Source organism: Arthrobacter sp. YAF16 (assembly GCF_052113385.1).
Lineage (GTDB): Bacteria > Actinomycetota > Actinomycetes > Actinomycetales > Micrococcaceae > Arthrobacter.
This window is the reverse complement of sequence record NZ_JBFRDC010000006.1, coordinates 141906-162903: the sequence shown is the minus strand read 5'-3', so window position 1 is coordinate 162903 and position 20998 is coordinate 141906. Positions and strand designations below refer to the sequence as shown.

Below are 20998 nucleotides of genomic sequence, written 5' to 3'. Positions count from 1 at the left end.
GTATTGGAAGGTAATGGCGGGGATTCCAATGAAGTGACTCCAGAACTGTCGAGTCACTAAGCGGCCCCCATACGGACACGATTAGGAGTCGACCATGGCTGGCGGTCTGCGCAAGACAATGATCTATCTTGGGCTCGCTGATGGCGACGAACACTACGAGTCCGAGCATCACACACCGCACAAGGATGAGGACGATTCCATGGAGCACGACCGCGAAGAGCGCCGCGCGCCGGCACCCGTCCGCGAAGCCCCCAGGGAAGAGCCCTACGCCGCTGAAGAGGAATACCGCGCACCCGTGACACCCATCAAGCGAGCGGCCGCCAGCCGCGAAGAGACCACCGGCCTCCGGCAGATCACCACGATCCACCCGCGGTCCTACAACGACGCCAAGCTCATCGGTGAAAGCTTCCGTGACGGCATCCCCGTCATCATGAACGTCACCGACATGGGGGAGGCGGACGCGAAGCGCCTCGTCGATTTCTCCGCAGGTCTGGTGTTCGGCCTGCGCGGCAGCATCGAGCGAGTGACCAACAAGGTGTTCCTGCTCTCGCCGTCGTACGTCGAAGTGATCGGTGACGACAAGAAGGTCAGCGAGACGCAGGCCGCCTTCTTCAACCAGAGCTAGCCCAGGATTCCCGTTCGGATGCCAGGCAGGGGTACCTGCCTGGCATCCGTGCTGAGGTTTCCGTGTTGGAATAGACGTGTTGGAATGGATGCGCAACCACTGTCAGGACACTGCGGTATCCGGAATGATCATGGAGATATGAGTTAACTCATGGGAATTGTTTTCGGACTTGTCTATATCGCACTGCTGCTCTTTTTTGTCGCCCTGATCATCCGCCTGATCTTCGACTGGGTTCAGATGTTCGCCCGCAGTTGGCGTCCGCGCGGCGTGGCGCTTGTCACCGCCCACACTGTGTACTCAATCACAGACAAGCCCCTCAAACTGCTTGGCCGGATCCTCCCGCCGCTGCGGCTCGGCGGAATCTCGCTGGACCTGGCGTTCCTGGTGCTCTTCCTGGCCGTCTCCGTGGCCATGGGCTTCGCAAGGTACTTCACCTACGCGCAGCCGATCGCCACGTAATCCGGCAACGGACCCGGTCCGCTTGCCACAAAAGATAAAAACTCCGGTTTGACACTGCGGTGTTGAATTAGAGGAACCAGACCATATTTAGGTACCGTAGTTTTGACGGCCGGAAGGCCTACTGACTAACTAGACCAACGAGGTGACCAGATGGCTTTGACGCCAGAAGACGTTGTCAACAAGCGCTTTCAGCCGACCAAGTTCCGCGAAGGCTACGACCAGGACGAAGTTGATGACTTCCTGGACGAGATCGTCGTTGAACTGCGACGCCTGAACCAGGAGAACGACGAGCTGCGCAAGAAGCTCGCCGAAGCCGGTTCCGGCACGGCCGCCAGCTCCGCTGCTGGCGCTCCCGTCGTGGAGAAGGTGCCGGCAGCTGTCAAGGCCGAGAAGGAAGACCGCGCCAAGGCAGAAGCCGAGGCAAAGGCCGCCGAAGCCGCCGCCGCCAAGAAGAAGGAAGCTGAGAAGGCTCCCGCTCCGGCAGCAGCCCCGGCCCCCGTCGCCGCCACCGCGTCCGCCGAGTCCGCTGCCGGCCTGCTGGCCATGGCGCAGCAGATGCACGACAAGCACGTCGCCGACGGCGAACAGCAGCGTGACAAGATCATCGCCGAAGCGCAGATCGAAGCCAGCAGCCTCGTCAACGACGCGCAGGAAAAGTCCCGCAAGATCCTGGGTGCCCTCGAGCAGCAGCGCTCCGTGCTGGAACGCAAGGTCGAGCAGCTCCGCGGCTTCGAGCGCGACTACCGGTCCCGTCTGAAGGCCTACATCGAAGGCCAGCTGCGTGACCTGGACGCCCGTGGTTCGGTTGCGGCCCCCGAGGTCGAAGCCAACTAGGACGTTTTACAAGTATTCTGAAAGCCGGTGGCTGAGGACTCCTCGGCCACCGGCTTTTGGCATTAACCGCCGCCTTCGCGGCCTCCTTCGGGTGCCTGCACGCGCAAGCAGCAAGCCCCCAGCCACCCCCGGCACCGGAACGAAAGCACTATGACTGACGCACCAACCCCAGACGCCGCCCAGCCCGCGGACGCCGCCCAGCCCGCGCCGTCCGCGGACGCCGCAGTGGCGCCGGCGCGCAAACCGCGCCGCGCCCTGCTGCTCACCCTTTTCGCCGGATTCGCGGTGTTCGCCTACGTGTTCGACCAGCTGACCAAACTCTGGGTCACGTCGACCATGACCGAGGGGGAACGGATCCCGGTGCTGCCGCCTCTGCTGCATTGGTACTACATCCGCAACTCCGGTGCCGCGTTCTCGATCGGTGAGAACGTCACGTGGGTCTTCACGATCATCATGGCGGCGGTCTCCATCGCGATCCTGCTGCAGCTGCGCAAGCTCGGCTCCGCCTGGTGGGCGCTGGCGCTGGGGCTGCTGCTGGGCGGCGCGCTGGGCAACCTCACCGACCGGCTGTTCCGCGAACCTTCGTTCGCGATGGGCCATGTGGTGGACTTCATCCAGCTGCCCAACTTCGCGATCTTCAACATCGCCGATTCCGCCGTGGTGTCCTCGGTCGTCATCATCTGCCTGCTGACGCTGCGCGGTGTGGCGCTTGACGGCTCACGGCTGAACCCGCGCCGGGACAGCAGCGCCGGCCGGCCGGCTGTGCTGGAAGAAAACGGACGGGAACACAATGTCTGAGCCCGGCCCGGCCAATGCGCCGGAACGCCGGCACTTCACCGTCCCGGCGGAGCTGGCCGGCGTCCGGGTGGACGCCGGGCTGGCGAAGCTGATGGAGATCTCCCGGTCGCAGGCGGCCACGCTGATCGCGGAGGGCAACGTCAGCAGCCATGGCAAAGCCGTGGGGAAGTCCCTCAAGCTCAGCGCCGGCGGCGAGCTCGACGTCGTTGTGCCGGAGCGCCGGGAACCGCTGGAAGTTGTGGAGGAAGTTGTGGAAGGCCTAAAAATCCTGCTGGACGACGACGAGTTCGTCGTCGTCGATAAACCCGTTGGTGTGGCAGCGCACCCGTCGCCCGGCTGGGTCGGGCCGACGGTCGTCGGCGGCCTCGCCGGCGCCGGTTATCGGATCTCCACCTCCGGCTCGCCGGAACGCGCCGGGATCGTGCACCGGCTCGACGTCGGCACCTCCGGGGTCATGGTGGTCGCCAAGACAGAGAACGCCTATACGGCACTCAAGCGGGCCTTCAAGGAGCGCACCGTGGACAAGGTCTACCACGCCGTCGTCCAGGGCCTGCCGGACCCGCTGGCCGGCACCATCGACGCGCCCATCGGCCGCCACCCCGGCCACGACTGGCGCTTCGCCGTGATCGAGGACGGGCGCGACTCGATCACCCACTACGAGGTGCTGGAAGCCTTCGGCAAGGCCTCGCTCGTGGAGGTGCACCTGGAAACCGGCCGCACCCACCAGATCCGGGTGCACTTCGCGGCGCTGCGCCACCCCTGCGCCGGGGACCGGACTTATGGGGCTGACCCCCGGCTCGCGGCCACCCTGGGCCTGACCCGGCAGTGGCTGCATGCCCGGCAGCTGTCCTTCGACCACCCCCGGACCGGGGAGCGGGTCACCGTGACCAGCGAGTACCCGCAGGACCTGAAGTATGCCCTCGAGGTACTGGAGTCCGGCAACGCCTAGCGGAGGTCCGCACCTACCGCCGCGCCGGGCACGTGGGTGTCGCTGCCCGGCACTAGAATGATTCGGTGACTTCCAGCAACAACTCGTTCGTCCACCTCCACAACCACACCGAGTACTCCATGTTGGACGGCGCGGCGCGCCTCGGGGAACTCTTTGATGAGACCGAGCGGTTGGGCATGCCCGCCCTGGCCACCACCGACCATGGCTACCTCTTCGGGGCGTTCGACTTCTGGAAGCGGGCCACCGACAAGGGCATCAAGCCGATCATCGGTGTCGAGGCCTATGTCACGCCGGGGACCGCGCGCACGGACAAGACCCGCGTGCGCTGGGGCGAAGAGAACCAGCGCAAGGACGACATCTCCGGCGGTGGCGCCTACACGCACATGACGCTGCTGAGCTACAACAACGTCGGCATGCGGAACCTGTTCCGTGCCTCCTCGATCGCCTCCCTGGACTCCGTCTTCGGCAAGTGGCCGCGGCTGGACCGCGAGCTGCTGAATACCTATTCCGAGGGCCTGATCGCGACCACCGGCTGCCCGTCCGGCGAAGTCCAGACGCGGCTCCGGCTCGGGCAGTACCGGGAAGCCCTCGAGGCCGCGGCCGAGTTCCGCGACATCTTCGGCGCCGAGAACTACTTCTGCGAACTCATGGACCACGGCCTGGACATCGAGCGGCGCGTCACCGGGGACCTGCTGCGGCTGGCCAAGGAGCTGAACCTCCCGCTGGTGGCCACGAACGACCTGCACTACACGCACGAGCACGACGCCAAGGCGCACGAAGCCCTGCTTGCCATCCAGTCCGGCTCCACCCTGCTGGAGCCCACGTATGACAACGGCGGTTCACGCTTCGCCTTCTCCGGCAGCGGCTACTACCTGAAGTCGCCGCAGGAAATGCGGGAACTGTTCCGCGACCACCCCGACGCCTGCGACAACACGCTGCTGATCGCCGAACGCTGCGAAGTGTCGTTCAATACCGGCGCCAACTACATGCCCCGCTTCCCCTGCCCCGAAGGGGAGGACGAGACGTCCTGGCTGGTCAAGGAAGTGGACAAGGGCCTCCACTACCGCTACCCCCAGGGCATCCCGGACAAGGTCCGCCAGCAGGCCGACTACGAGCTCGAAGTCATCACCTCGATGGGTTTCCCGGGCTACTTCCTGGTGGTGGCCGACTTCATCAACTGGGCCAAGAACAACGGCATCCGGGTGGGCCCCGGCCGTGGCTCCGGTGCCGGCTCCATGGTGGCCTACGCCATGCGCATCACCGACCTGGACCCGCTGCACCACGGCCTGATCTTCGAGCGCTTCCTGAACCCGGACCGCGTCTCCATGCCCGACTTCGACGTCGACTTCGATGACCGGCGCCGCTCCGAAGTAATCGACTATGTGACTCGCAAGTACGGCGACGAACGCGTCGCCATGATCGTCACCTACGGCACGATCAAGACCAAACAGGCCCTCAAGGATTCCTCCCGCGTGCTGGGCTACCCGTTCAGCATGGGCGAGCAGCTCACGAAGGCGCTGCCGCCCGCCGTGATGGCCAAGGACATTCCGCTGGCCGACATCCAGAACCCCGAGGCCAAGCGCTACGGTGAGGCCGGGGACTTCCGGCAGCTGATCAGCACGGACCCGGAAGCCGCGAAGGTCTTCGAGACCGCGCTCGGCATCGAGGGCCTGAAGCGGCAGTGGGGTGTCCACGCCGCCGGCGTCATCATGTCCTCGGACCCCATCATCGACGTCATCCCGATCATGCGCCGCTTCCAGGACGGCCAGGTCATCACGCAGTTCGACTACCCGACCTCCGAGGGCCTCGGCCTGATCAAGATGGACTTCCTCGGGCTGCGGAACCTGACGATCATTTCCGACGCACTGGAAAACATCAAAATGAACCGCGGCGTGGACCTGGACCTCGAATCCCTCGCCCTGGACGATGCCGCCTCCTACGAGCTGCTGGCCCGCGGCGACACCCTGGGCGTCTTCCAGCTCGACGGCGGCCCCATGCGCTCCCTGCTCAAGCTGATGAAGCCTGACAACTTCGAAGACATCTCCGCCGTGCTGGCGCTGTACCGCCCGGGACCGATGGGCGCCAACGCGCACACCGACTACGCGCTGCGCAAGAACAAGATCCAGGACGTCATCCCGATCCACCCCGAGCTCGAGGAGCCGCTCGCCGAGATCCTCGGCGGCACCTACGGCCTGATCGTGTACCAGGAGCAGGTCATGGCGGTGGCGCAGAAGCTCGCCGGCTACACCCTGGGCCAGGCCGATATCCTGCGCCGCGCCATGGGCAAGAAGAAGAAGTCCGAGCTGGACAAGCAGTTCGCCGGCTTCTCCCAGGGCATGCAGGACAACGGCTACTCGATGGCCGCGGTCAAGACCCTCTGGGACATCCTGCTGCCCTTCTCCGACTACGCCTTCAACAAGGCGCACTCCGCCGCGTACGGCGTGATCTCCTACTGGACCGCGTACCTGAAGGCTCACTACGCGCCGGAATACATGGCGGCCCTGCTCACCTCCGTCGGCGACGACAAGGACAAATCGGCGATCTACCTCAACGAATGCCGCCGCATGGGCATCACCGTGCTGCCGCCGGACGTCAACGAGTCAGCGCTCAACTTCACCCCGGTCGGCAACGACATCCGCTTCGGCATGGGAGCCATCCGCAACGTCGGCGCCAACGCCGTCGACGCGATGGTGGCCGCCCGCGAACGCGAAGGCGCCTACACCTCCTTCAAGGACTACCTGATGAAGGTCCCGGCGGTGGTCTGCAACAAGCGCACCATCGAATCCCTGATCAAGGCCGGCGCCTTCGACTCGCTCGGCCACCACCGCCGTGCCCTGGCCATGATCCACGAAGAAGCCATCGACTCGGTCATCACGCTCAAGCGCAACGAGGCGATCGGACAGTTCGACCTGTTCGCCGGCATCGATGACACCGAGTCGGAGTCCTCGCTGAGCATCGAGATCCCCGAACTGCCCGAGTGGGAGAAGAAGGACAAGCTCTCCTTCGAACGCGACATGCTCGGACTCTACGTCTCGGACCACCCGCTGCAGGGCCTCGAGGGGCTGCTCAGCCAGCACGCGGACCAGTCGATCACCTCGATCATCGCCGAGGACGGACCGCACGACGGCGCGATCATCACCATCGCGGGCATGATCACCTCGCTCAGCCGCCGGATCGCCAAGGCCAGCGGCAACGCCTACGCGCGCGCCGAGATCGAGGACCTCGGCGGCTCTGTGGAAGTGATGTTCTTCGGCCAGGTCTACGGACCGATCGCCTCGGTTTTGGCCGAGGACCTGATCGTCGTCGTCAAGGGCCGGCTGCAGCGCCGCGACGACGGCGCGGTGGCCCTGAACTGCATGGAACTCTCGGTGCCGGACCTCAGCGAAGGCCTGGACGGGCCGCTGGTGATCACCATGCCGACGCACAAGGCCACCGAGGCCGTTGTCAACGAACTCGGTGAAGTCCTCAGGACCCACCGGGGCAAATCGGAGGTGCGCCTGCACCTGCACGGCGATTCCCGGGTGGAGGTCATGGGCCTGCCCGTGCATCTGCGCGTCAACCCCAGCCCGTCCCTGTTCGGCGACCTGAAGGTGCTGCTCGGCCCGACCTGCCTGGACAGCTGACCCCCGTTTCGACGGTTCCCTGCTGGCTCGACGCCGCTAAGCGTCCTGGCGGCAGGGAACCGTCGAAACGGCCCGCGGGCGGCCTAGATTTCGTAGTCGAGCGGCACCGGCTGGCCGTAGCTGCCGCCGTGGTAGAGCAGCGGCGCGCCCTCGCCGCCGATCGCGCCGTCGACCACCTCGACGACCACTACCGCGTTGTTTTCGAAAGAGAGCCGCATCTGGATCTTGCCGATCAGCCAGCCGGAGACATCCTTGAGGATGGGGACCTCATGGGGCCCGAGCTCCCAATGGTCGCCCTCGAAGCGGTCCCGGGAACGGGCGAAGCGGTCGGCGAGCTGCTGATTGCCCAACCCCAGCATGTGCACGCCGATGTAGCCGGAATTCGCGACGGCGGGCCAGGAGCGGGAGGTCCGCGCCATGTTGAAGGTGAACCGGGGCGGCTTGGCCGATAGGGACGCCACCGAAGTTGCGGTGAAACCGTAAGGGACGCCGTCGTAGTTCACGGTGATGATGGCGACTCCGGCCGCATGGCGGCGGAACATTTCCTTAAACGTTCCTTCGAAGGCTTCTTCGGCTGAGGCCACGGTGGGTCATCTCCCTGCTGTTCTGCGACTGGTGCTCACTGCCAGCGTATTCCTGCGGGCGCCGCCTGCGGTATTCGGCCGGCGCCCGGGAGGGTTCCGGGCGTCACGTCCCGTGCGGCGGCGTAATGTCCGGCGCCGCCGGATCCTTTGTTAAGGTTTGTTGCATGACACAACCTGCGGTGCACGTGCCCGTTCACGACCACGACGGCGGACCCTGGCCTGCCGCGCCCGGCCGGCCGGGCGCGTCCGTGCCGTGGACGGGGCTGGCCGTGATCGCCGCTGCAGGTGTTCCGGTGGGACTGTTGTGGTGGCTGCTGGCGCCGACCGGGCTGAACCTCATTACCCGGGACCCGGCATTGGCCGCCGGCAGCAACCCCGAAACGTGGCTGCCGCGGGACCTTGTCCTGGCCGGGCTGTTCCTGCTGGCCGGCTGCCTGTCCGGGATCTTCATTGCCGGCAACCGGCCCGCCCGGCTGGGAACCGCGACGGTGGTCCTGGCCGTCGCCGCGGGTGCCGTTGGGGCCCTGCTGGCCTGGGGGACCGGCGTGCTCGCCGGAACCTGGTGGAGCGCTCCGGTGGATACTTCTGCCAGCGCCAGCATCGCCTTCTCGCTCCGGGCCTACGCCATGCTGGTCATCTGGCCTGCCGCCATCGCCCTCGCGATCTTCCTCTCCACAGTGTTTGGCTCATCGGAGCCCAAGCCGGCGTCCGGGGGCACCGCGCCGGAGCGTAAAATGGACGAGTGACTCCAACTGCTGACAGCCCTGTGCCCTCCGCTCCCTCCGCCCTCAACTTCCGCACCGTGGACGTGCGCGGGCAGCGGTTGTCCCTCGCCGGGCTCCGCGCCGCCGTTCCGCGGGCGCAGCACGGCACCGTGGCCGACGCGGAGCAAAAGGTCCTGGACATTATTTCGTCGGTCCGGACGCGCGGCTTCGAGGCGCTGAGCGAGCTGGCGCTGAACTTCGACGGCGTCGAACAAGCCCACCCGCGGGTTCCCGCCGAAGCCCTCAAGGCAGCCCTGGACGGCCTGGACCCCGCAGTGCGCGCCGCCCTGGAGGAGTCCATCCGCCGGGCACGCCGCTTCGCTGACGCTCAGCGTCCGGCCGACACCGACGTCGAACTCGGCGAAGGTGCCGTGGTCAGCCAGAACTGGGTCCCGGTGGCCCGGGTCGGGCTCTACGTCCCCGGCGGTCTGGCGGTCTACCCCTCCTCGGTCATCATGAACGTGGTCCCGGCGCTGGCAGCAGGCGTGGAATCCATTGCCCTGGCCTCGCCGCCGCAAAAGGACTTCGGCGGCCTCCCGCACCCCACGATCCTGGCGGCGGCGTGCCTGCTGGGCATTGAGGAGGTCTATGCGATCGGCGGCGCCCAGGCCATTGCAGCGTTCGCCTACGGCATCCCCGGTGGAACCGGAACGGGAACCGGGACCGGAGCCGGGACCGGGACCGGCGCTGCCGCCGGCATCGACGCCGGTATCGACCCGGTCGATGTCGTCACCGGACCCGGAAACATCTTCGTGGCCACCGCCAAGCGGCTTGTGAAGGGTGTGGTGGGAATCGACTCGGAGGCCGGCACCACCGAAATCGCCATCCTGGCCGACGCCACCGCGCGCCCGGGCCTCGTCGCGGCCGACCTGATCAGCCAGGCCGAGCACGACCCGCAGGCCGCTTCCGTGCTGATCACCGACTCCGAGGAACTCGCCGCCGCCGTCCGCCGCGAGCTCGAACTCCAGGCCGCCGCGACCAAGCACAGCGCCCGGGTCCGGCAGGCCCTGTCCGGTCCGCAGTCCGGCGTCGTGCTGGTCGAGGACCTTGAGCAGGGCATCGCTGCCTGCGACGCCTACGCGGCTGAACACCTCGAAATCATGACCGCGGACGCCGCCGGCGTCGCCGCCCGGATCCGCAACGCCGGCGCCATCTTCGTGGGGGACTACAGCCCGGTCAGCCTGGGCGACTACTGCGCCGGTTCCAACCACGTGCTGCCCACCAGCGGAACGGCCGCGTTCTCCTCCGGGCTCAACGTGACCACGTTCCTGCGCGCCATCCAGGTGATCAACTACAGCCGGAGCGCGCTGGAGGAGGTCAGCAGGCACATCGTCAGCCTCTCCGGCGCGGAGGACCTGCCTGCTCACGGCGAAGCAGTCACCGCACGGTTCTCGGCCAGCAGTTAGGGCGGCTGGCGGGCAGTCCCGCCGGAACAGCGCCCAACCACAACATGTAGTAATTACAGGCTTGTTATTCAGCAACATCTAGTCGTAAACTGATCCCGGAAGCACCAAACGTGGTGCCTCGGCTCTCTACAGGGATCCAGCTTGCGACAGGGGAGGAACCGACGTGTATTGCCCGTTCTGTCGTAACCCTGATTCGCGCGTGGTGGACAGCCGCATCGCCGACGACGGCTCCGCCATTAGGCGCCGCCGGCAGTGCCCCGAATGCGGACGCCGGTTCACCACGGTGGAAACCACTAGCCTGACCGTGATCAAGCGCTCCGGCGTCGGCGAGCCGTTCAGCCGCAGCAAGGTCATCAACGGCGTTCGTAAGGCCTGCCAGGGCCGCCCCGTCACCGAAGACGACCTCGCCATGCTGGCCCAGGAAGTCGAGGAGACCATCCGGGCCTCCGGCGCAGCCGAGATAGATGCCCATGAGGTGGGCCTCGCGATCCTCAACCCCCTGCAGCGCCTCGATGAGGTGGCCTACCTGCGCTTTGCGAGTGTGTACCAGGCCTTCGAATCGCTGGAAGACTTCGAGTCCGCCATCGCCCTGCTCCGCCATGAGGCCGAGTCCAAGGGGCTGGAAGGCAAGAGCTCGCAGAAGAGCCCGCTCTAGGCTCAACCAAGTTCCGGTGGTGGCAGCGGAGGGGAAGCCGTGGCCACCACCGGCTCCAACCCAACTGACTCGCAGTTGTTGTCGCTTTGAGCGTTCAAAACGACACTTAGTGCCAGTCAGTTGGGTTGTTGTGCGTCCGGGACTACTTGGCCAGCTTGTGCGTGAGGGCGACCTCGATGGCCGCGCCCACGATGCCGGCGTCGTTCTTCAGCTCGGCCGGAACGATCGGCGTGCGCAACGACATGTGCGGCAGGTATTCGTCGGCCCGCTTGGAGATACCGCCGCCCACGATGAACAGTTCCGGGGAGAAGAGGAACTCGACGTGGGAGAAGTAGCGCTGCAGCAGCACGCTGTATTCGGCCCAGCTCAGGCCGTCGCGCTCACGGGCGACGGCGGAGGCCTTGCTCTCGGCGTCGAAACCGTCGATTTCCAAGTGGCCCAGTTCGGCGTTGGGGACGAGCTTGCCGTCGAAGATGAAGGCGGAGCCGATGCCGGTGCCGAGGGTGATCACCAGGACGGTGCCGGAGATGCCTTCGCCGGCACCGTAGCGGGCCTCGGCCAGGCCGGCGGCGTCGGCGTCGTTGATGACCTCGACCGGGCGGCCGAGCCGTGCGGTGAGCAGGGCATCGATGTCCAGGTTCAGCCAGGAGTTGTCGACGTTCGCCGTCGAGTGGACCACGCCGTGCTGGATGATGCCAGGGAAGGTCACGCCGACCGGAGAGTCGGCTGCGGGGGCGTCGGGACGCTTGGACAGCTCCGCTACCACCTGCGCCACGACTTCGGCAACGGCCTCCGGAGTGGACGGCTGCGGGGTGGGCACGCGGAGCCGGTCGCCGACGAGCTTGCCCTTCTTCAGATCAACGATTCCGCCCTTGATGCCGGTGCCACCGATGTCGATGCCGATCAGCGGTGCGTTCTTCTTCGACTTCTCGTCCTTCTTGGCCAATGTTGTTCCGTTCGTGGCAGGGGCGGGGTGGGTCTTGTTGTTGATTTTTGAAAGGCGGTGCGGGGATCAGGGCAGGGTCAGGACTTCGGCGCCGGACTCCGTGACCAGCAGGGTGTGCTCGAACTGTGCGGTCCGTTTGTGGTCGCGCGTCACCACCGTCCAGTCATCGGCCCACATGTCCCATTCGACCGTGCCCAGCGTGAGCATCGGCTCGATCGTGAAGACCATGCCGGCCTCCATGACGGTGTTGTAGGCCGGGGCGGCATCGTAGTGCGGGATGATCAGCCCGGTGTGGAAGGCCTCACCGACGCCGTGCCCGGTGAAGTCCCGGACTACGCCGTAGCCGAATCGCTTGGCGTAGGACTCGATGGTCCGGCCGATCACGTTGATTTCGCGGCCCGGGGCCACGGCGCGGATGGCGCGGCGCAGGGACTCTTCGGTGCGTTCGACCAGCAGCCTGGACTCCTCGTCGACGTCGCCCACGAGGAAGGTGTAATTGGTGTCGCCATGCACGCCGCCGATGAAGGCCGTGATGTCGATGTTCAGGATGTCGCCGTCCTGGACCACGGTGCTGTCCGGGATGCCGTGGCAGATCACTTCGTTGAGCGAGGAGCACAGGGACTTGGGGAAACCACGGTAGCCGAGGGTGGACGGGTAGGCGTTGTGGTCGAGCAGGAATTCGTGCCCCACCTTGTCCAGCTGGTCGGTGGTGACGCCGGGGACGATGTGCTTGCCGACCTCCACGATGGCCTGGGCGGCAATCCGTGAGGCGATCCGGATCTTCTCGATGGTCTCGGCTGACTTGACCTCTGAGCCCGTGAACTTGGCCGGAGCAGGCTTGCCGACGTATTCAGGGCGCGGTATGGACGCCGGCACGGCAAGCTGCGGGCTGACTGTTCCCGGGACAAGGGTGCCGATGGGTGCAGTCGAGGTGAGGGAAGGCATAGATTGATTCTATAAGCCCCCGGGCGCAGCCCGGAAAATACAGCGGAAAATGCATCCGGAAAAACAGCCGGAACCAGGCACACGCAGAAGGAGCCCCGATGACCGAATACTGGTACAACGTCAACACCCACGAGATCGAGGAAGACGCCATGTCCGACTGGAGCCAGCTGATCGGCCCCTACAAGACCCGCGAGGAAGCCGAACACGCCCTCGAAAAGGTCAAGGCCCGCAACGAGGCCTGGGAAAAGGGCGACGACGACGCGTAACGGCGTGCCGGCTCCCGTTGTCCTCCTGGTCCACGGGTTGCCCGGCTCCGGCAAGTCCACGCTCGCGGCGCAGTGGAAGTTGAAGCGCTGTGCCGGCCGCTCCGGCCCCTGCTGGAACCCGTTGCTTTGCGGTTAGAAGGAATGTTCCGGGCCGGGGAAGTGGCCTGATCGGACGTCGTCGCCGTAGGCCTTCGCGGCGTCGCTGAGGGTGGTCCGCAGATCCGCGTACTGCTTGACGAACTTGGCCATCTTTCCGCCGCGCAGCCCGGCCATGTCCTGCCACACCAGCACCTGGCCGGTGGTCGCGTTGCCGGCGCCGATGCCGATCGTGGGGACCTCGACGGCGGCGTCCACGGCGGCCGCCGTCGGCGCCGGAACCATTTCCATCAGCACACAGAACGCGCCGGCGTCGGCCAGGGCGACGGCGTCGTCGATCAGCCGCTGGGCGTCGTCGCCGCGGCCCTGGACCCGGTAGCCGCCGAGGGCGTGCTCGCTCTGCGGCGTGAAGCCGATGTGCGCCATCACGGGGATGCCGGCCTGGACCATGGCCCGGACGGTCTCGGCATAGAACTTGCCGCCCTCGATCTTGACCGCGTGCGCGAGTCCTTCCTTGAGGAAACGCACGCCCGTCGCCACTGCCTGCTGGGCGGAGACCTCGTAGCTGCCGAAAGGCAGGTCGGCCACCACGAGGGCGCGCCGCGCGGAACGGGTTACCGCGCGGCACAGCGGGATCAGCTCGTCCACGGTGACGGGCAGGCTCGTTTCATTGCCGAAGACATTATTGGAGGCCGAATCTCCGACCAGCAGCACCTCGATGCCGGCCGCATCGAAGATCTCGGCGGTGTACTGGTCGTAAGCCGTCAGCATGGCGAAGCGCTCACCGTTGAGCTTGGCCTGGCGCAGGTGGTGCGTGCGGATGCGGCCGGCGGGTTTGGCGGCAGTGTCTTTGGCGGCGCTGTCTTTGGCGGCGCTGTCCGGCGCCGGCTCCTGGCCTGCGCCGGCCGCGCCCGTTGCGGGGCCATTGCCGTAGGGGGCAGCGAGTTCTGCGGACGTGCTGGAATCGGGGCTGTTGCTGGGGGCCATGCCACGAGCGTAGTGCGATACCCGGCGTCCTAGCTACCGGGCGGCCCCGCCGGCTCGGTGATAGCCGTCACAAACGGGGCGTCCGGGCACCTCAGGAGGGACACCCAAGCGGCGGTTCGGCGGCCGTTGTGTTAACGGTGTGTTACGCCGGTGCGCTACGCCAGCAATCCCCGGGAATGCTTAGTAGAGTGATTCGAGAGCAGCTGCGGGCGCCAGCCAGGACGAGTAGTCGGGACGGGTCCGGGGCACGGACGTAGACCCGGAAAGAGGCACCATGGACCGCCAGCAAGAGTTTGTCCTGCGGACGATCGAAGAGCGTGACGTGCGCTTTGTGCGCTTGTGGTTCACCGACGTCGTGGGATCGCTGAAGTCTGTGGCCCTCGCCCCGGCCGAAGTTGAAGGCGCCTTCGAGGAGGGCCTGGGCTTCGACGGGTCCTCGATCGAGGGCCTGGCCCGCGTCTTCGAATCCGACATGTTGGCCCAGCCGGACCCCTCCACCTTCCAAATCCTGCCGTGGCGCGGTGAGACGGAAGCGACCTCGCGGATGTTCTGCGACATCCTGACGCCCGACGGCGAGCCCTCCGCAGCGGATCCGCGCAACGTCCTCAAGCGCAACCTCGCGAAGGCCGCGGACATGGGCTTCACCTGCTACACCCACCCCGAAATCGAGTTCTACCTGCTCAAGTCCCAGCAGCCGGGCCCGGACGGCGCACCGGTTCCGGTGGACGAGGGCGGCTACTTCGACCACGTTCCCGGGGGCGTGGCGCAGGACTTCCGGCGGACCGCCGTGACCATGCTGGAGTCGGTGGGCATCTCGGTCGAGTTCAGCCACCACGAGGCCGGCCCGGGGCAGAACGAGATCGACCTGCGCTACGCGGACGCCCTGCAGACCGCGGACAACATCATGACCTTCCGCACCGTGATCAAGGAGGTCGCGCTGCAGCAGGGGACCTACGCGACCTTCATGCCCAAGCCGTTCACCGCGCACCCGGGCTCCGGCATGCACACGCACTTCTCGCTGTTCGAGGGCGACACCAACGCCTTCTACGAAGCCGGGGCGGAATTCCAGCTCTCCGAAACGGCCCGGCAGTTCATCGCCGGCATCCTCAAGCACGCCCCCGAATTCACCGCCGTGACCAACCAGTTCGTGAACTCCTACAAGCGCCTCTGGGGCGGGGGAGAAGCGCCCAGCTACCTGAGCTGGGGCCACAACAACCGCTCGGCCCTGGTCCGGGTTCCGCTGTACAAGCCCGGCAAGGGCCAGTCCGCGCGGATCGAATACCGCGGCATCGACTCGGCCGCCAACCCTTACCTCGCCTACGCCGTGCTGCTTGGTGCCGGGCTGAAGGGCATCGAAGAGGGCTACCAGCTGCCCGCCGCCGCCGAGGACGACATCTGGTCGCTGAGCTCGGCCGAGCGCCGTGCCATGGGCCACGATCCGCTGCCGGCCAGCCTGCACGACGCGATCCGGACCATGGAGGATTCTGAGCTCATGCCGCAGATCCTGGGCGAGCAGGTCTTCGAGCACTTCCTGCGCAACAAGCGGGCCGAGTGGCAGGACTACCGCCTCCAGGTGACGCCCTACGAGCTGCAGCGCAACCTGGCCATCCTTTAGGCGGCCGCGGTGAGCCTGGCACGGCGCCTCATCGCCGCGGGTTTCAACGACCTGGACAAGGGCGAGCGGTTCCTGGCCGCCCCGGAGCTGGCGGGCCTGGACGAGGATGCCCTGTTTGCCGGGCTGCAGCTGGCCGCCAACCCGGACACGGCTCTGCAGTCCCTGGTCCGGCTGATCGAGAAACACCCGAAGCTGCGGGACCTGGCCGCGGCCGAGCCGGACCGCAGCGAGCCGCTCTACCGGGTGCTCGGCGCTTCCGAGGCGCTGGGCGAGTTCCTCATCCGGCACCCCGAGCACCTGGACGCCTTCGACACGACGGCCAGCCCCGAGCCGCAGGCAGCCGACGCCGCCGGGTTGCGCACCCGGCTGCTGCAGTCGGTCCGCGCCGACCCGAAGGCCGCCCGTCCGGTCGCGGCCGTGACCGGGCAGGAAGGGTACGAGGCCCTCCGCACGGCGTACCGGCGGGGGCTCGTGGAGCTCGCCATCAAAGACCTTTGCGCCGCCGATCCGCTGGACTTCATGCCCGCCGTCGGGGCCGAACTGGCTGACCTGGCCGGCGCCGCGATCGAGGCAGCCCTGGCCGTGTCCCGGGCCGAGGCGGCGGAGCAGTTCAGCGCAGCGGACGTGGCCGACATCGGTCTGGCCGTGATCGGGATGGGCAAGTGCGGCGCCCGCGAACTGAACTACATCTCCGACGTCGACGTCATCTATGTGATCGACGCCGGCGCCCTGGAGGACTCGCGGGCGAACACCATCGGCACCGCCCTGGCCTCGGGGATTTCACGGGCCATCATGTCCACCGGCCGGGAGCCGGGGCTCTGGGAGGTCGACGCCAACCTCCGGCCGGAGGGCAAGTCCGGGCCCCTGGTGCGCACCTTGGCCTCGCACGAGAGCTACTACGCGCGCTGGGCCGAAAGCTGGGAATTCCAGGCCCTACTCAAGGCCCGCACCATCGCCGGCGACGCCGGGCTCGGCGCCCGCTACGAGGCCGCCGTCGCGCCGCTGATCTGGTCCTCCGCGGGCCGCGAAGGGTTCGTCGAGTCGGTCCGTTCGATGCGCCGCCGGGTCACCGAGCACATCCCGGCCGAGGAGGAGCAGCGGCAGATCAAACTGGGCCGCGGCGGGCTGCGCGACGTCGAATTCACCGTCCAGCTGCTCCAGCTGGTGCACGGCAAATCCGACGAAACCCTGCGCTGCCGGGACACCACCTCGGCCATCGCTGCGCTTTCCGCCGGCGGCTACATCGGACGCTCCGACGCCAAGGAATTCGACCGCGACTATCGGTACCTGCGCCTGCTCGAGCACCGGATCCAGCTCTTCCAGCTGCGCCGCACCCACCTGATGCCGGTCAAGGAAGCGTCGCTGCGCTCCCTCGCCAAGGCGGTGCTGGGCCCGTTCTCCAACGAACGTCCGCACCCGGACGCGCTGCTCAAGGCCTGGCGCCAGACCAAGCGTTCCGTGCGGGAACTGCATGAACGCATCTTTTACCGGCCGCTGCTCAACACCGCGGCCGCGCTGAGCAGCGAGGAGGCCAAGCTCACGCCCGAAGCCGCGCAAGGCCGGCTCGCCGCGCTCGGCTACCTCGATCCTCCCGGCGCCATGCGGCACATCGAGGCGCTCACCGGCGGCGTGAGCCGGCGCGCCGCGCTGCAGCGCCAGCTGCTGCCGATCCTGCTCGGCTGGCTCGCCGAGGGCGTGGACCCCGACGGCGGGCTGCTGGCCTTCCGCCGGGTCAGCGAGGCGCTCGGCACCACGCACTGGTACCTCGGCCTGCTGCGGGACTCGACGGCGGCGGCCGAGCGGCTGTGCCATGTGCTCTCCAATTCCCGGCTCATCTCGGACCTGCTGGAGGTCTCGCCAGAGTCCGTGGCCTGGCTCGGCTCGGACAAGGACCTGGCGCCGCTCAGCTACGAGGCGCAGTGGCTGGAGATCACCTCCAAGATGTCCCGGCACTCGGACCCGGAAAGCGCCATGCGCCTGATCCGGCTGATCAGACGCCGGGAGATCCTGCGCATCGCCATCGCGGACAGCGCCGGACTGCTGGACCAGGACCAGGTGGGCGCGGCCCTGGCCGATACCGACCGGGCCGCCGTCCTCGGCGCCCTGCGGGTGGCCGAGACGGTCGTTGCCGCCGGGGAACCACTCAAAACCCGGGTGATGGTGGTGGCGATGGGGCGTCAGGGCGGCCGCGAGATCGGCTACGGCTCGGACGCCGACGTCATGTATGTGCACCGCGGCCTGCCCGGCGTGCCGGAGGACGAGGCGCAACAGCAGGCAGCCCGGATTGTCGGCAAGCTCTCCAGCCTGCTGACCCAGCCGCTCAAACCTGCCATCCTCGCCGAACGCGTGCTGATGGTGGACGCGGACCTGCGCCCGGAGGGCAAGAGCGGACCGATGGTGCGTTCGCTGGAGTCCTACGCCGAGTACTACCGCCGCTGGTCCCTCATCTGGGAGGCCCAGGCGCTGCTGCGTGCCCGGCCGATGGCCGGCGACGACGAACTTGCCGCCGATTTCGTAGCGCTGATCGATCCCATCCGCTACCCGGAGACCGTTGCGGAGCAGGATGTCCGTGAGGTCAGGCGGGTCAAGGCCCGCATGGAGTCCGAACGTCTGCCACGCGGCGCGGACCCGGCCCGGCACCTGAAACTGGGCCGCGGCGGCCTGAGCGACGTCGAATGGCTCGCGCAGCTGCTGCAGCTGCGGCATGCCGGCAGGCATCCGGAGCTGCGGACGACTTCCACCGTCCAGGCCCTCGAAGCAGCCGCCAGCCTGGAGCTGCTGGAGGCCGGGGAAGTGGTGCTGCTGCTGCGGGCCTGGCGGCTGGCGAGCCGGATCCGCTCCGCCAACGTGATCTGGACCGGACGCGCCTCGGACGTGCTGCCGTCCTCGCGCCGCGACCTGGAAGCCGTGGCCCGCTGGTGCGGCTACGGCCACGGCAACGCCGCCGAGCTTGAGGAGGACTACCTGCGGCTCAGCCGGCGGGCACGGGCCGTCTTCGAGCGCGTCTTCTACGGCCAGTAGGCGGCCGGGCCGACATCTGCCTCGCCGTCGGTCAAATGCGGGTAGCCTCGAGGGGTACTTTGCCGGTCCTCCGGACCGGCTGCCGCACTTACCTAGGGGTTGTTTAACTTGCCCAGACTCCAGCAGACCGGGGCCGCCCGGCCGCGGACGGCCACGGTCGTCGGAGCGTTGCTGGCCTTCGCCGCCATGCTCTTCGGTGCCTCAGGTGCCGCCGCGGCCCCCGCGGCCGCACCCGCAGCGCACCAGTCCGTCGATCGGGCCCAGCCGGCCGCCGCGCCGTCGAGCCTTTCCGGAAAGACCTTCGTCATCGGCACGGACACCACGTTCGCCCCCTTCGAATTCCGTGACGCCGGCGGTGAACTGACCGGAATCGACATGGACATCATCCGTGAGATCGCCAAGAGCCAGGGATTCGCCGTCGAGATCAAGTCGCTCGGCTTCAACGCGGCCCTGCAGGCGCTGTCCTCCAACCAGGTCGACGGCGTGATCGCCGGCATGTCGATCACGGAACCCCGCAAGCAGATCTACGACTTCTCCGACCCGTACTTCGAATCGGGCGTCCAGATGGCCGTCGCCAAGTCCAACAAGGACATCGAGGGCTACGAGGACCTCAAGGGCAAGACGGTCACCGCCAAGACCGGCAGCGAGGGCGAGACGTTCGCCAAGTCGATCGCCGGCAAGTACGGCTTCACGGTCAAGTCCCTGGACCAGTCCGCCACCATGTACGAACTCGTGAAGTCCGGCAACGCCGTCGCAGTCTTCGATGACTACCCGGTGCTGGCCTACGGGATCAGCCAGAACAACGGCCTCAAGGCCGTGTCCGAGAAGGAAAAGGGCGGCTCCTACGGTTTTGCCGTCAACAAGGGCAAGAACCCGGAACTGCTGAAGGCGTTCAACACCGGGTTGGCGGAGCTGAAGTCCAGCGGCAAGTACCAGGAAATCCTGGACAAGTACCTCAAGGACCCCACGCAGGCCGCCCAGTCCAGCTTCTGGGAGCTGCTGGCCAACAGCTTCCCCGCCCTGATGAAGGGCCTCGGGAACACCGTCCTGGTCACCGCGATTTCCTTCGCCCTGGCCATGCTGATCGGCCTTTTCATGGGGTTCATGAAGATCTCCACGAGCGCGCTGCTGCGCGGGATCGCCACCACCTTCGTCAGCATCTTCCGCGGGACCCCGCTGCTGGTCTGGGCCTTCTTCTTCTACTTCGGCATCCCGCAGCTGACCGGCCAGCCGATCGACATCTGGGTGGCCGGCGTGCTGACCCTCAGCCTCAACGCCGGCGCCTACATCACCGAAATCGTCCGGGGCTCCATCCAGTCCGTGGACCCGGGCCAGCTCGAAGCCAGCCGCAGCCTGGGCCTGGGCTACGCGAAATCCATGCAGAAAGTCGTGGTCCCGCAGGCGTTCAAGATCATGACGCCGTCCCTGATCAACCAGCTCATCATCATGCTCAAGGACAGCTCGCTGCTGCTCGCCATCGGCTTCGCCGAACTGCTTTACCAGGGCCAGCAGATCTACGCCGGGAACTTCCGGATCACCGAAACCCTGCTGATCGTCGCGGTCCTGTACTTCGTGGTGATCATGCTGCTGACCAAGCTGGCCAACGTTGCGGATAAGAGGTTCAACAAATGAGCACGGCAGTCACTGCACCCAGCAAGATTTCCGTCCGGGAGCTGAAGAAGTCCTTCGGCGCCAATGAAGTCCTCAAGGGCATCAACGCGGAGGTTGCCGAAGGCGAGGTGGTCTGCGTGATCGGGCCCTCCGGCTCCGGCAAATCCACTTTCCTGCGCTGCCTGAACAAGCTGGAGGACATCACCGCCGGCCACGTCACGGTGGACGGTTTCGACGTGACCGACCCCAAGGTGGACATCAACGAGGTGCGCCGGCACATCGGCATGGTCTTCCAACACTTCAACCTGTTCCCGCACATGTCCGTGATCGAGAACATCATGCTGGCACCGGTGGAGTCGAAGAAACAGGGCAAGGACGAAGCCCGGGCCAACGCCCTGAAACTGCTGGAGCGCGTTGGTCTCGCCGAGAAGGCCGATGCCCGTCCGGCGTCGCTCTCCGGCGGCCAGAAGCAGCGCGTGGCGATCGCCCGGGCGCTGGCGATGAACCCGGACATCATGCTCTTCGACGAGGCCACGTCCGCGCTGGACCCGGAAATGGTCGGCGAGGTGCTGCAGGTGATCAAGGACCTTGCCCGCGAGGGCATGACGATGGTGCTGGTCACCCACGAGATGGGCTTCGCCCGTGAAGTGGCCGACCGGGTGCTGTTCATGGCCGACGGCGTCATCTGCGAGCAGGGCGCTCCGGAGGAGTTGTTCGGCAACCCGCAGCAGCCGCGGACCCGGGAATTCCTCTCCAAGGTCCTCTAGGCGTTGTCCGCCGGGCTGCCCGACGGCGGGGCAGCCCGGCTTTGGAT

Annotated in this window: 18 protein-coding genes; 14 read left to right on the top strand and 4 right to left on the bottom strand. The window is 66.9% G+C overall.

The window, feature by feature from the left end:
- The first annotated feature begins 94 nt into the window (after positions 1 to 94).
- From AB4Y91_RS13010 to dnaE, 6 genes are all read left to right on the top strand, one after another.
- A complete protein-coding gene (locus AB4Y91_RS13010; protein ID WP_175321607.1) occupies positions 95 to 625 on the top strand; it encodes a cell division protein SepF in 531 nt (176 codons plus the stop codon).
- A 150-nt stretch (positions 626 to 775) separates the two neighbouring features.
- A complete protein-coding gene (locus AB4Y91_RS13005; protein ID WP_441418875.1) occupies positions 776 to 1084 on the top strand; it encodes a YggT family protein in 309 nt (102 codons plus the stop codon).
- A gap of 150 nt (positions 1085 to 1234) precedes the next feature.
- Positions 1235 to 1918 (top strand): DivIVA domain-containing protein, encoded by a 684-nt coding sequence (locus tag AB4Y91_RS13000; RefSeq protein WP_441418874.1) that lies wholly within the window; start codon positions 1235 to 1237, stop codon positions 1916 to 1918.
- Positions 1919 to 2068: 150 nt separating this feature from the next.
- Complete coding sequence (gene lspA, locus AB4Y91_RS12995) at positions 2069 to 2716, top strand: signal peptidase II (RefSeq protein ID WP_441418873.1); 648 nt, start codon at positions 2069 to 2071, stop codon at positions 2714 to 2716.
- Positions 2709 to 3665: an RluA family pseudouridine synthase gene (locus AB4Y91_RS12990; RefSeq protein ID WP_441418872.1), complete on the top strand. Its 957-nt coding sequence runs from the start codon at positions 2709 to 2711 to the stop codon at positions 3663 to 3665. Before lspA ends, AB4Y91_RS12990 begins: the two co-directional genes overlap by 8 nt.
- Before the next feature lie 65 nt (positions 3666 to 3730).
- Entirely contained in the window at positions 3731 to 7288 is a 3558-nt protein-coding gene (dnaE, locus tag AB4Y91_RS12985) for a DNA polymerase III subunit alpha (RefSeq protein WP_441418871.1), read from the top strand.
- A gap of 83 nt (positions 7289 to 7371) precedes the next feature.
- On the opposite strand, the gene AB4Y91_RS12980 is transcribed toward dnaE, so the two are convergent.
- Positions 7372 to 7830, bottom strand: a complete 459-nt coding sequence (locus tag AB4Y91_RS12980) for a flavin reductase family protein (protein WP_175321743.1) — start codon at positions 7828 to 7830, stop codon at positions 7372 to 7374.
- Between the two features lie 206 nt (positions 7831 to 8036).
- Between AB4Y91_RS12980 and AB4Y91_RS12975 the strand changes: the two genes are divergently transcribed.
- The 3 genes from AB4Y91_RS12975 (at position 8037) to nrdR (ending at position 10697) form a co-directional block, all read left to right on the top strand.
- Positions 8037 to 8618 carry a hypothetical protein gene (locus AB4Y91_RS12975; RefSeq protein WP_441418870.1) on the top strand — a complete coding sequence of 194 codons (582 nt, stop codon included), beginning with the start codon at positions 8037 to 8039 and terminating at the stop codon, positions 8616 to 8618.
- Positions 8615 to 10042, top strand: a complete 1428-nt coding sequence (gene hisD / locus AB4Y91_RS12970) for a histidinol dehydrogenase (RefSeq protein ID WP_441418869.1) — start codon at positions 8615 to 8617, stop codon at positions 10040 to 10042. Before AB4Y91_RS12975 ends, hisD begins: the two co-directional genes overlap by 4 nt.
- Before the next feature lie 163 nt (positions 10043 to 10205).
- Positions 10206 to 10697 carry a transcriptional regulator NrdR gene (gene nrdR, locus AB4Y91_RS12965; protein WP_175321615.1) on the top strand — a complete coding sequence of 164 codons (492 nt, stop codon included), beginning with the start codon at positions 10206 to 10208 and terminating at the stop codon, positions 10695 to 10697.
- 142 nt (positions 10698 to 10839) lie between these two features.
- Here the strand turns inward: nrdR and ppgK are convergent, their stop codons facing one another.
- Positions 10840 to 11643 (bottom strand): polyphosphate--glucose phosphotransferase, encoded by an 804-nt coding sequence (ppgK, locus tag AB4Y91_RS12960; protein WP_441418868.1) that lies wholly within the window; start codon positions 11641 to 11643, stop codon positions 10840 to 10842.
- Positions 11644 to 11709: 66 nt separating this feature from the next.
- The gene (map, locus tag AB4Y91_RS12955) at positions 11710 to 12588 is read right to left on the bottom strand and encodes a type I methionyl aminopeptidase (protein ID WP_441418867.1); all 879 of its coding nucleotides are present in this window, start codon (positions 12586 to 12588) and stop codon (positions 11710 to 11712) included.
- 98 nt (positions 12589 to 12686) lie between these two features.
- Here map and AB4Y91_RS12950 point away from each other — a divergent pair, with 98 nt between their 5' ends.
- Positions 12687 to 12854, top strand: a complete 168-nt coding sequence (locus tag AB4Y91_RS12950) for an SPOR domain-containing protein (RefSeq protein ID WP_175321618.1) — start codon at positions 12687 to 12689, stop codon at positions 12852 to 12854.
- Positions 12855 to 12986: 132 nt separating this feature from the next.
- Here the strand turns inward: AB4Y91_RS12950 and panB are convergent, their stop codons facing one another.
- Positions 12987 to 13937: a 3-methyl-2-oxobutanoate hydroxymethyltransferase gene (panB, locus tag AB4Y91_RS12945; RefSeq protein ID WP_441418866.1), complete on the bottom strand. Its 951-nt coding sequence runs from the start codon at positions 13935 to 13937 to the stop codon at positions 12987 to 12989.
- A 274-nt stretch (positions 13938 to 14211) separates the two neighbouring features.
- On the opposite strand from panB, the gene glnA reads away from it, so the two are divergent.
- The 4 genes from glnA to AB4Y91_RS12925 all read left to right on the top strand — a co-directional run bounded on the left by glnA (position 14212) and on the right by AB4Y91_RS12925 (position 20951).
- Positions 14212 to 15552: a type I glutamate--ammonia ligase gene (gene glnA, locus AB4Y91_RS12940; protein WP_138769615.1), complete on the top strand. Its 1341-nt coding sequence runs from the start codon at positions 14212 to 14214 to the stop codon at positions 15550 to 15552.
- Positions 15553 to 15561: 9 nt separating this feature from the next.
- The gene (locus tag AB4Y91_RS12935; protein WP_441418865.1) at positions 15562 to 18573 is read left to right on the top strand and encodes a bifunctional [glutamine synthetase] adenylyltransferase/[glutamine synthetase]-adenylyl-L-tyrosine phosphorylase; all 3012 of its coding nucleotides are present in this window, start codon (positions 15562 to 15564) and stop codon (positions 18571 to 18573) included.
- 186 nt (positions 18574 to 18759) lie between these two features.
- Positions 18760 to 20205, top strand: coding sequence for an amino acid ABC transporter substrate-binding protein/permease (locus tag AB4Y91_RS12930; RefSeq protein ID WP_441418934.1), 1446 nt, complete (start codon positions 18760 to 18762; stop codon positions 20203 to 20205).
- Positions 20202 to 20951 (top strand): amino acid ABC transporter ATP-binding protein, encoded by a 750-nt coding sequence (locus tag AB4Y91_RS12925; RefSeq protein ID WP_441418864.1) that lies wholly within the window; start codon positions 20202 to 20204, stop codon positions 20949 to 20951. The genes AB4Y91_RS12930 and AB4Y91_RS12925 overlap by 4 nt, the downstream gene beginning before the upstream one ends.
- The last annotated feature ends 47 nt before the right edge of the window (positions 20952 to 20998 follow it).

Excerpts from the sequence above, each read along its gene's own strand:
- AB4Y91_RS13010 (WP_175321607.1), top strand. The coding sequence starts at position 95 with ATGGCTGGCGGTCTGCGCAAGACAATGATCTATCTTGGGCTCGCTGAT.
- AB4Y91_RS13005 (WP_441418875.1), top strand. The coding sequence starts at position 776 with ATGGGAATTGTTTTCGGACTTGTCTATATCGCACTGCTGCTCTTTTTT.
- AB4Y91_RS13000 (WP_441418874.1), top strand. The coding sequence starts at position 1,235 with ATGGCTTTGACGCCAGAAGACGTTGTCAACAAGCGCTTTCAGCCGACC.
- lspA (WP_441418873.1), top strand. The coding sequence starts at position 2,069 with ATGACTGACGCACCAACCCCAGACGCCGCCCAGCCCGCGGACGCCGCC.
- AB4Y91_RS12990 (WP_441418872.1), top strand. The coding sequence starts at position 2,709 with ATGTCTGAGCCCGGCCCGGCCAATGCGCCGGAACGCCGGCACTTCACC.
- AB4Y91_RS12980 (WP_175321743.1), bottom strand. The coding sequence starts at position 7,830 with ATGTTCCGCCGCCATGCGGCCGGAGTCGCCATCATCACCGTGAACTAC.
- AB4Y91_RS12975 (WP_441418870.1), top strand. The coding sequence starts at position 8,037 with ATGACACAACCTGCGGTGCACGTGCCCGTTCACGACCACGACGGCGGA.
- map (WP_441418867.1), bottom strand. The coding sequence starts at position 12,588 with ATGCCTTCCCTCACCTCGACTGCACCCATCGGCACCCTTGTCCCGGGA.
- AB4Y91_RS12950 (WP_175321618.1), top strand. The coding sequence starts at position 12,687 with ATGACCGAATACTGGTACAACGTCAACACCCACGAGATCGAGGAAGAC.
- panB (WP_441418866.1), bottom strand. The coding sequence starts at position 13,937 with ATGGCCCCCAGCAACAGCCCCGATTCCAGCACGTCCGCAGAACTCGCT.
- glnA (WP_138769615.1), top strand. The coding sequence starts at position 14,212 with ATGGACCGCCAGCAAGAGTTTGTCCTGCGGACGATCGAAGAGCGTGAC.
- AB4Y91_RS12930 (WP_441418934.1), top strand. The coding sequence starts at position 18,760 with ATGCTCTTCGGTGCCTCAGGTGCCGCCGCGGCCCCCGCGGCCGCACCC.
- AB4Y91_RS12925 (WP_441418864.1), top strand. The coding sequence starts at position 20,202 with ATGAGCACGGCAGTCACTGCACCCAGCAAGATTTCCGTCCGGGAGCTG.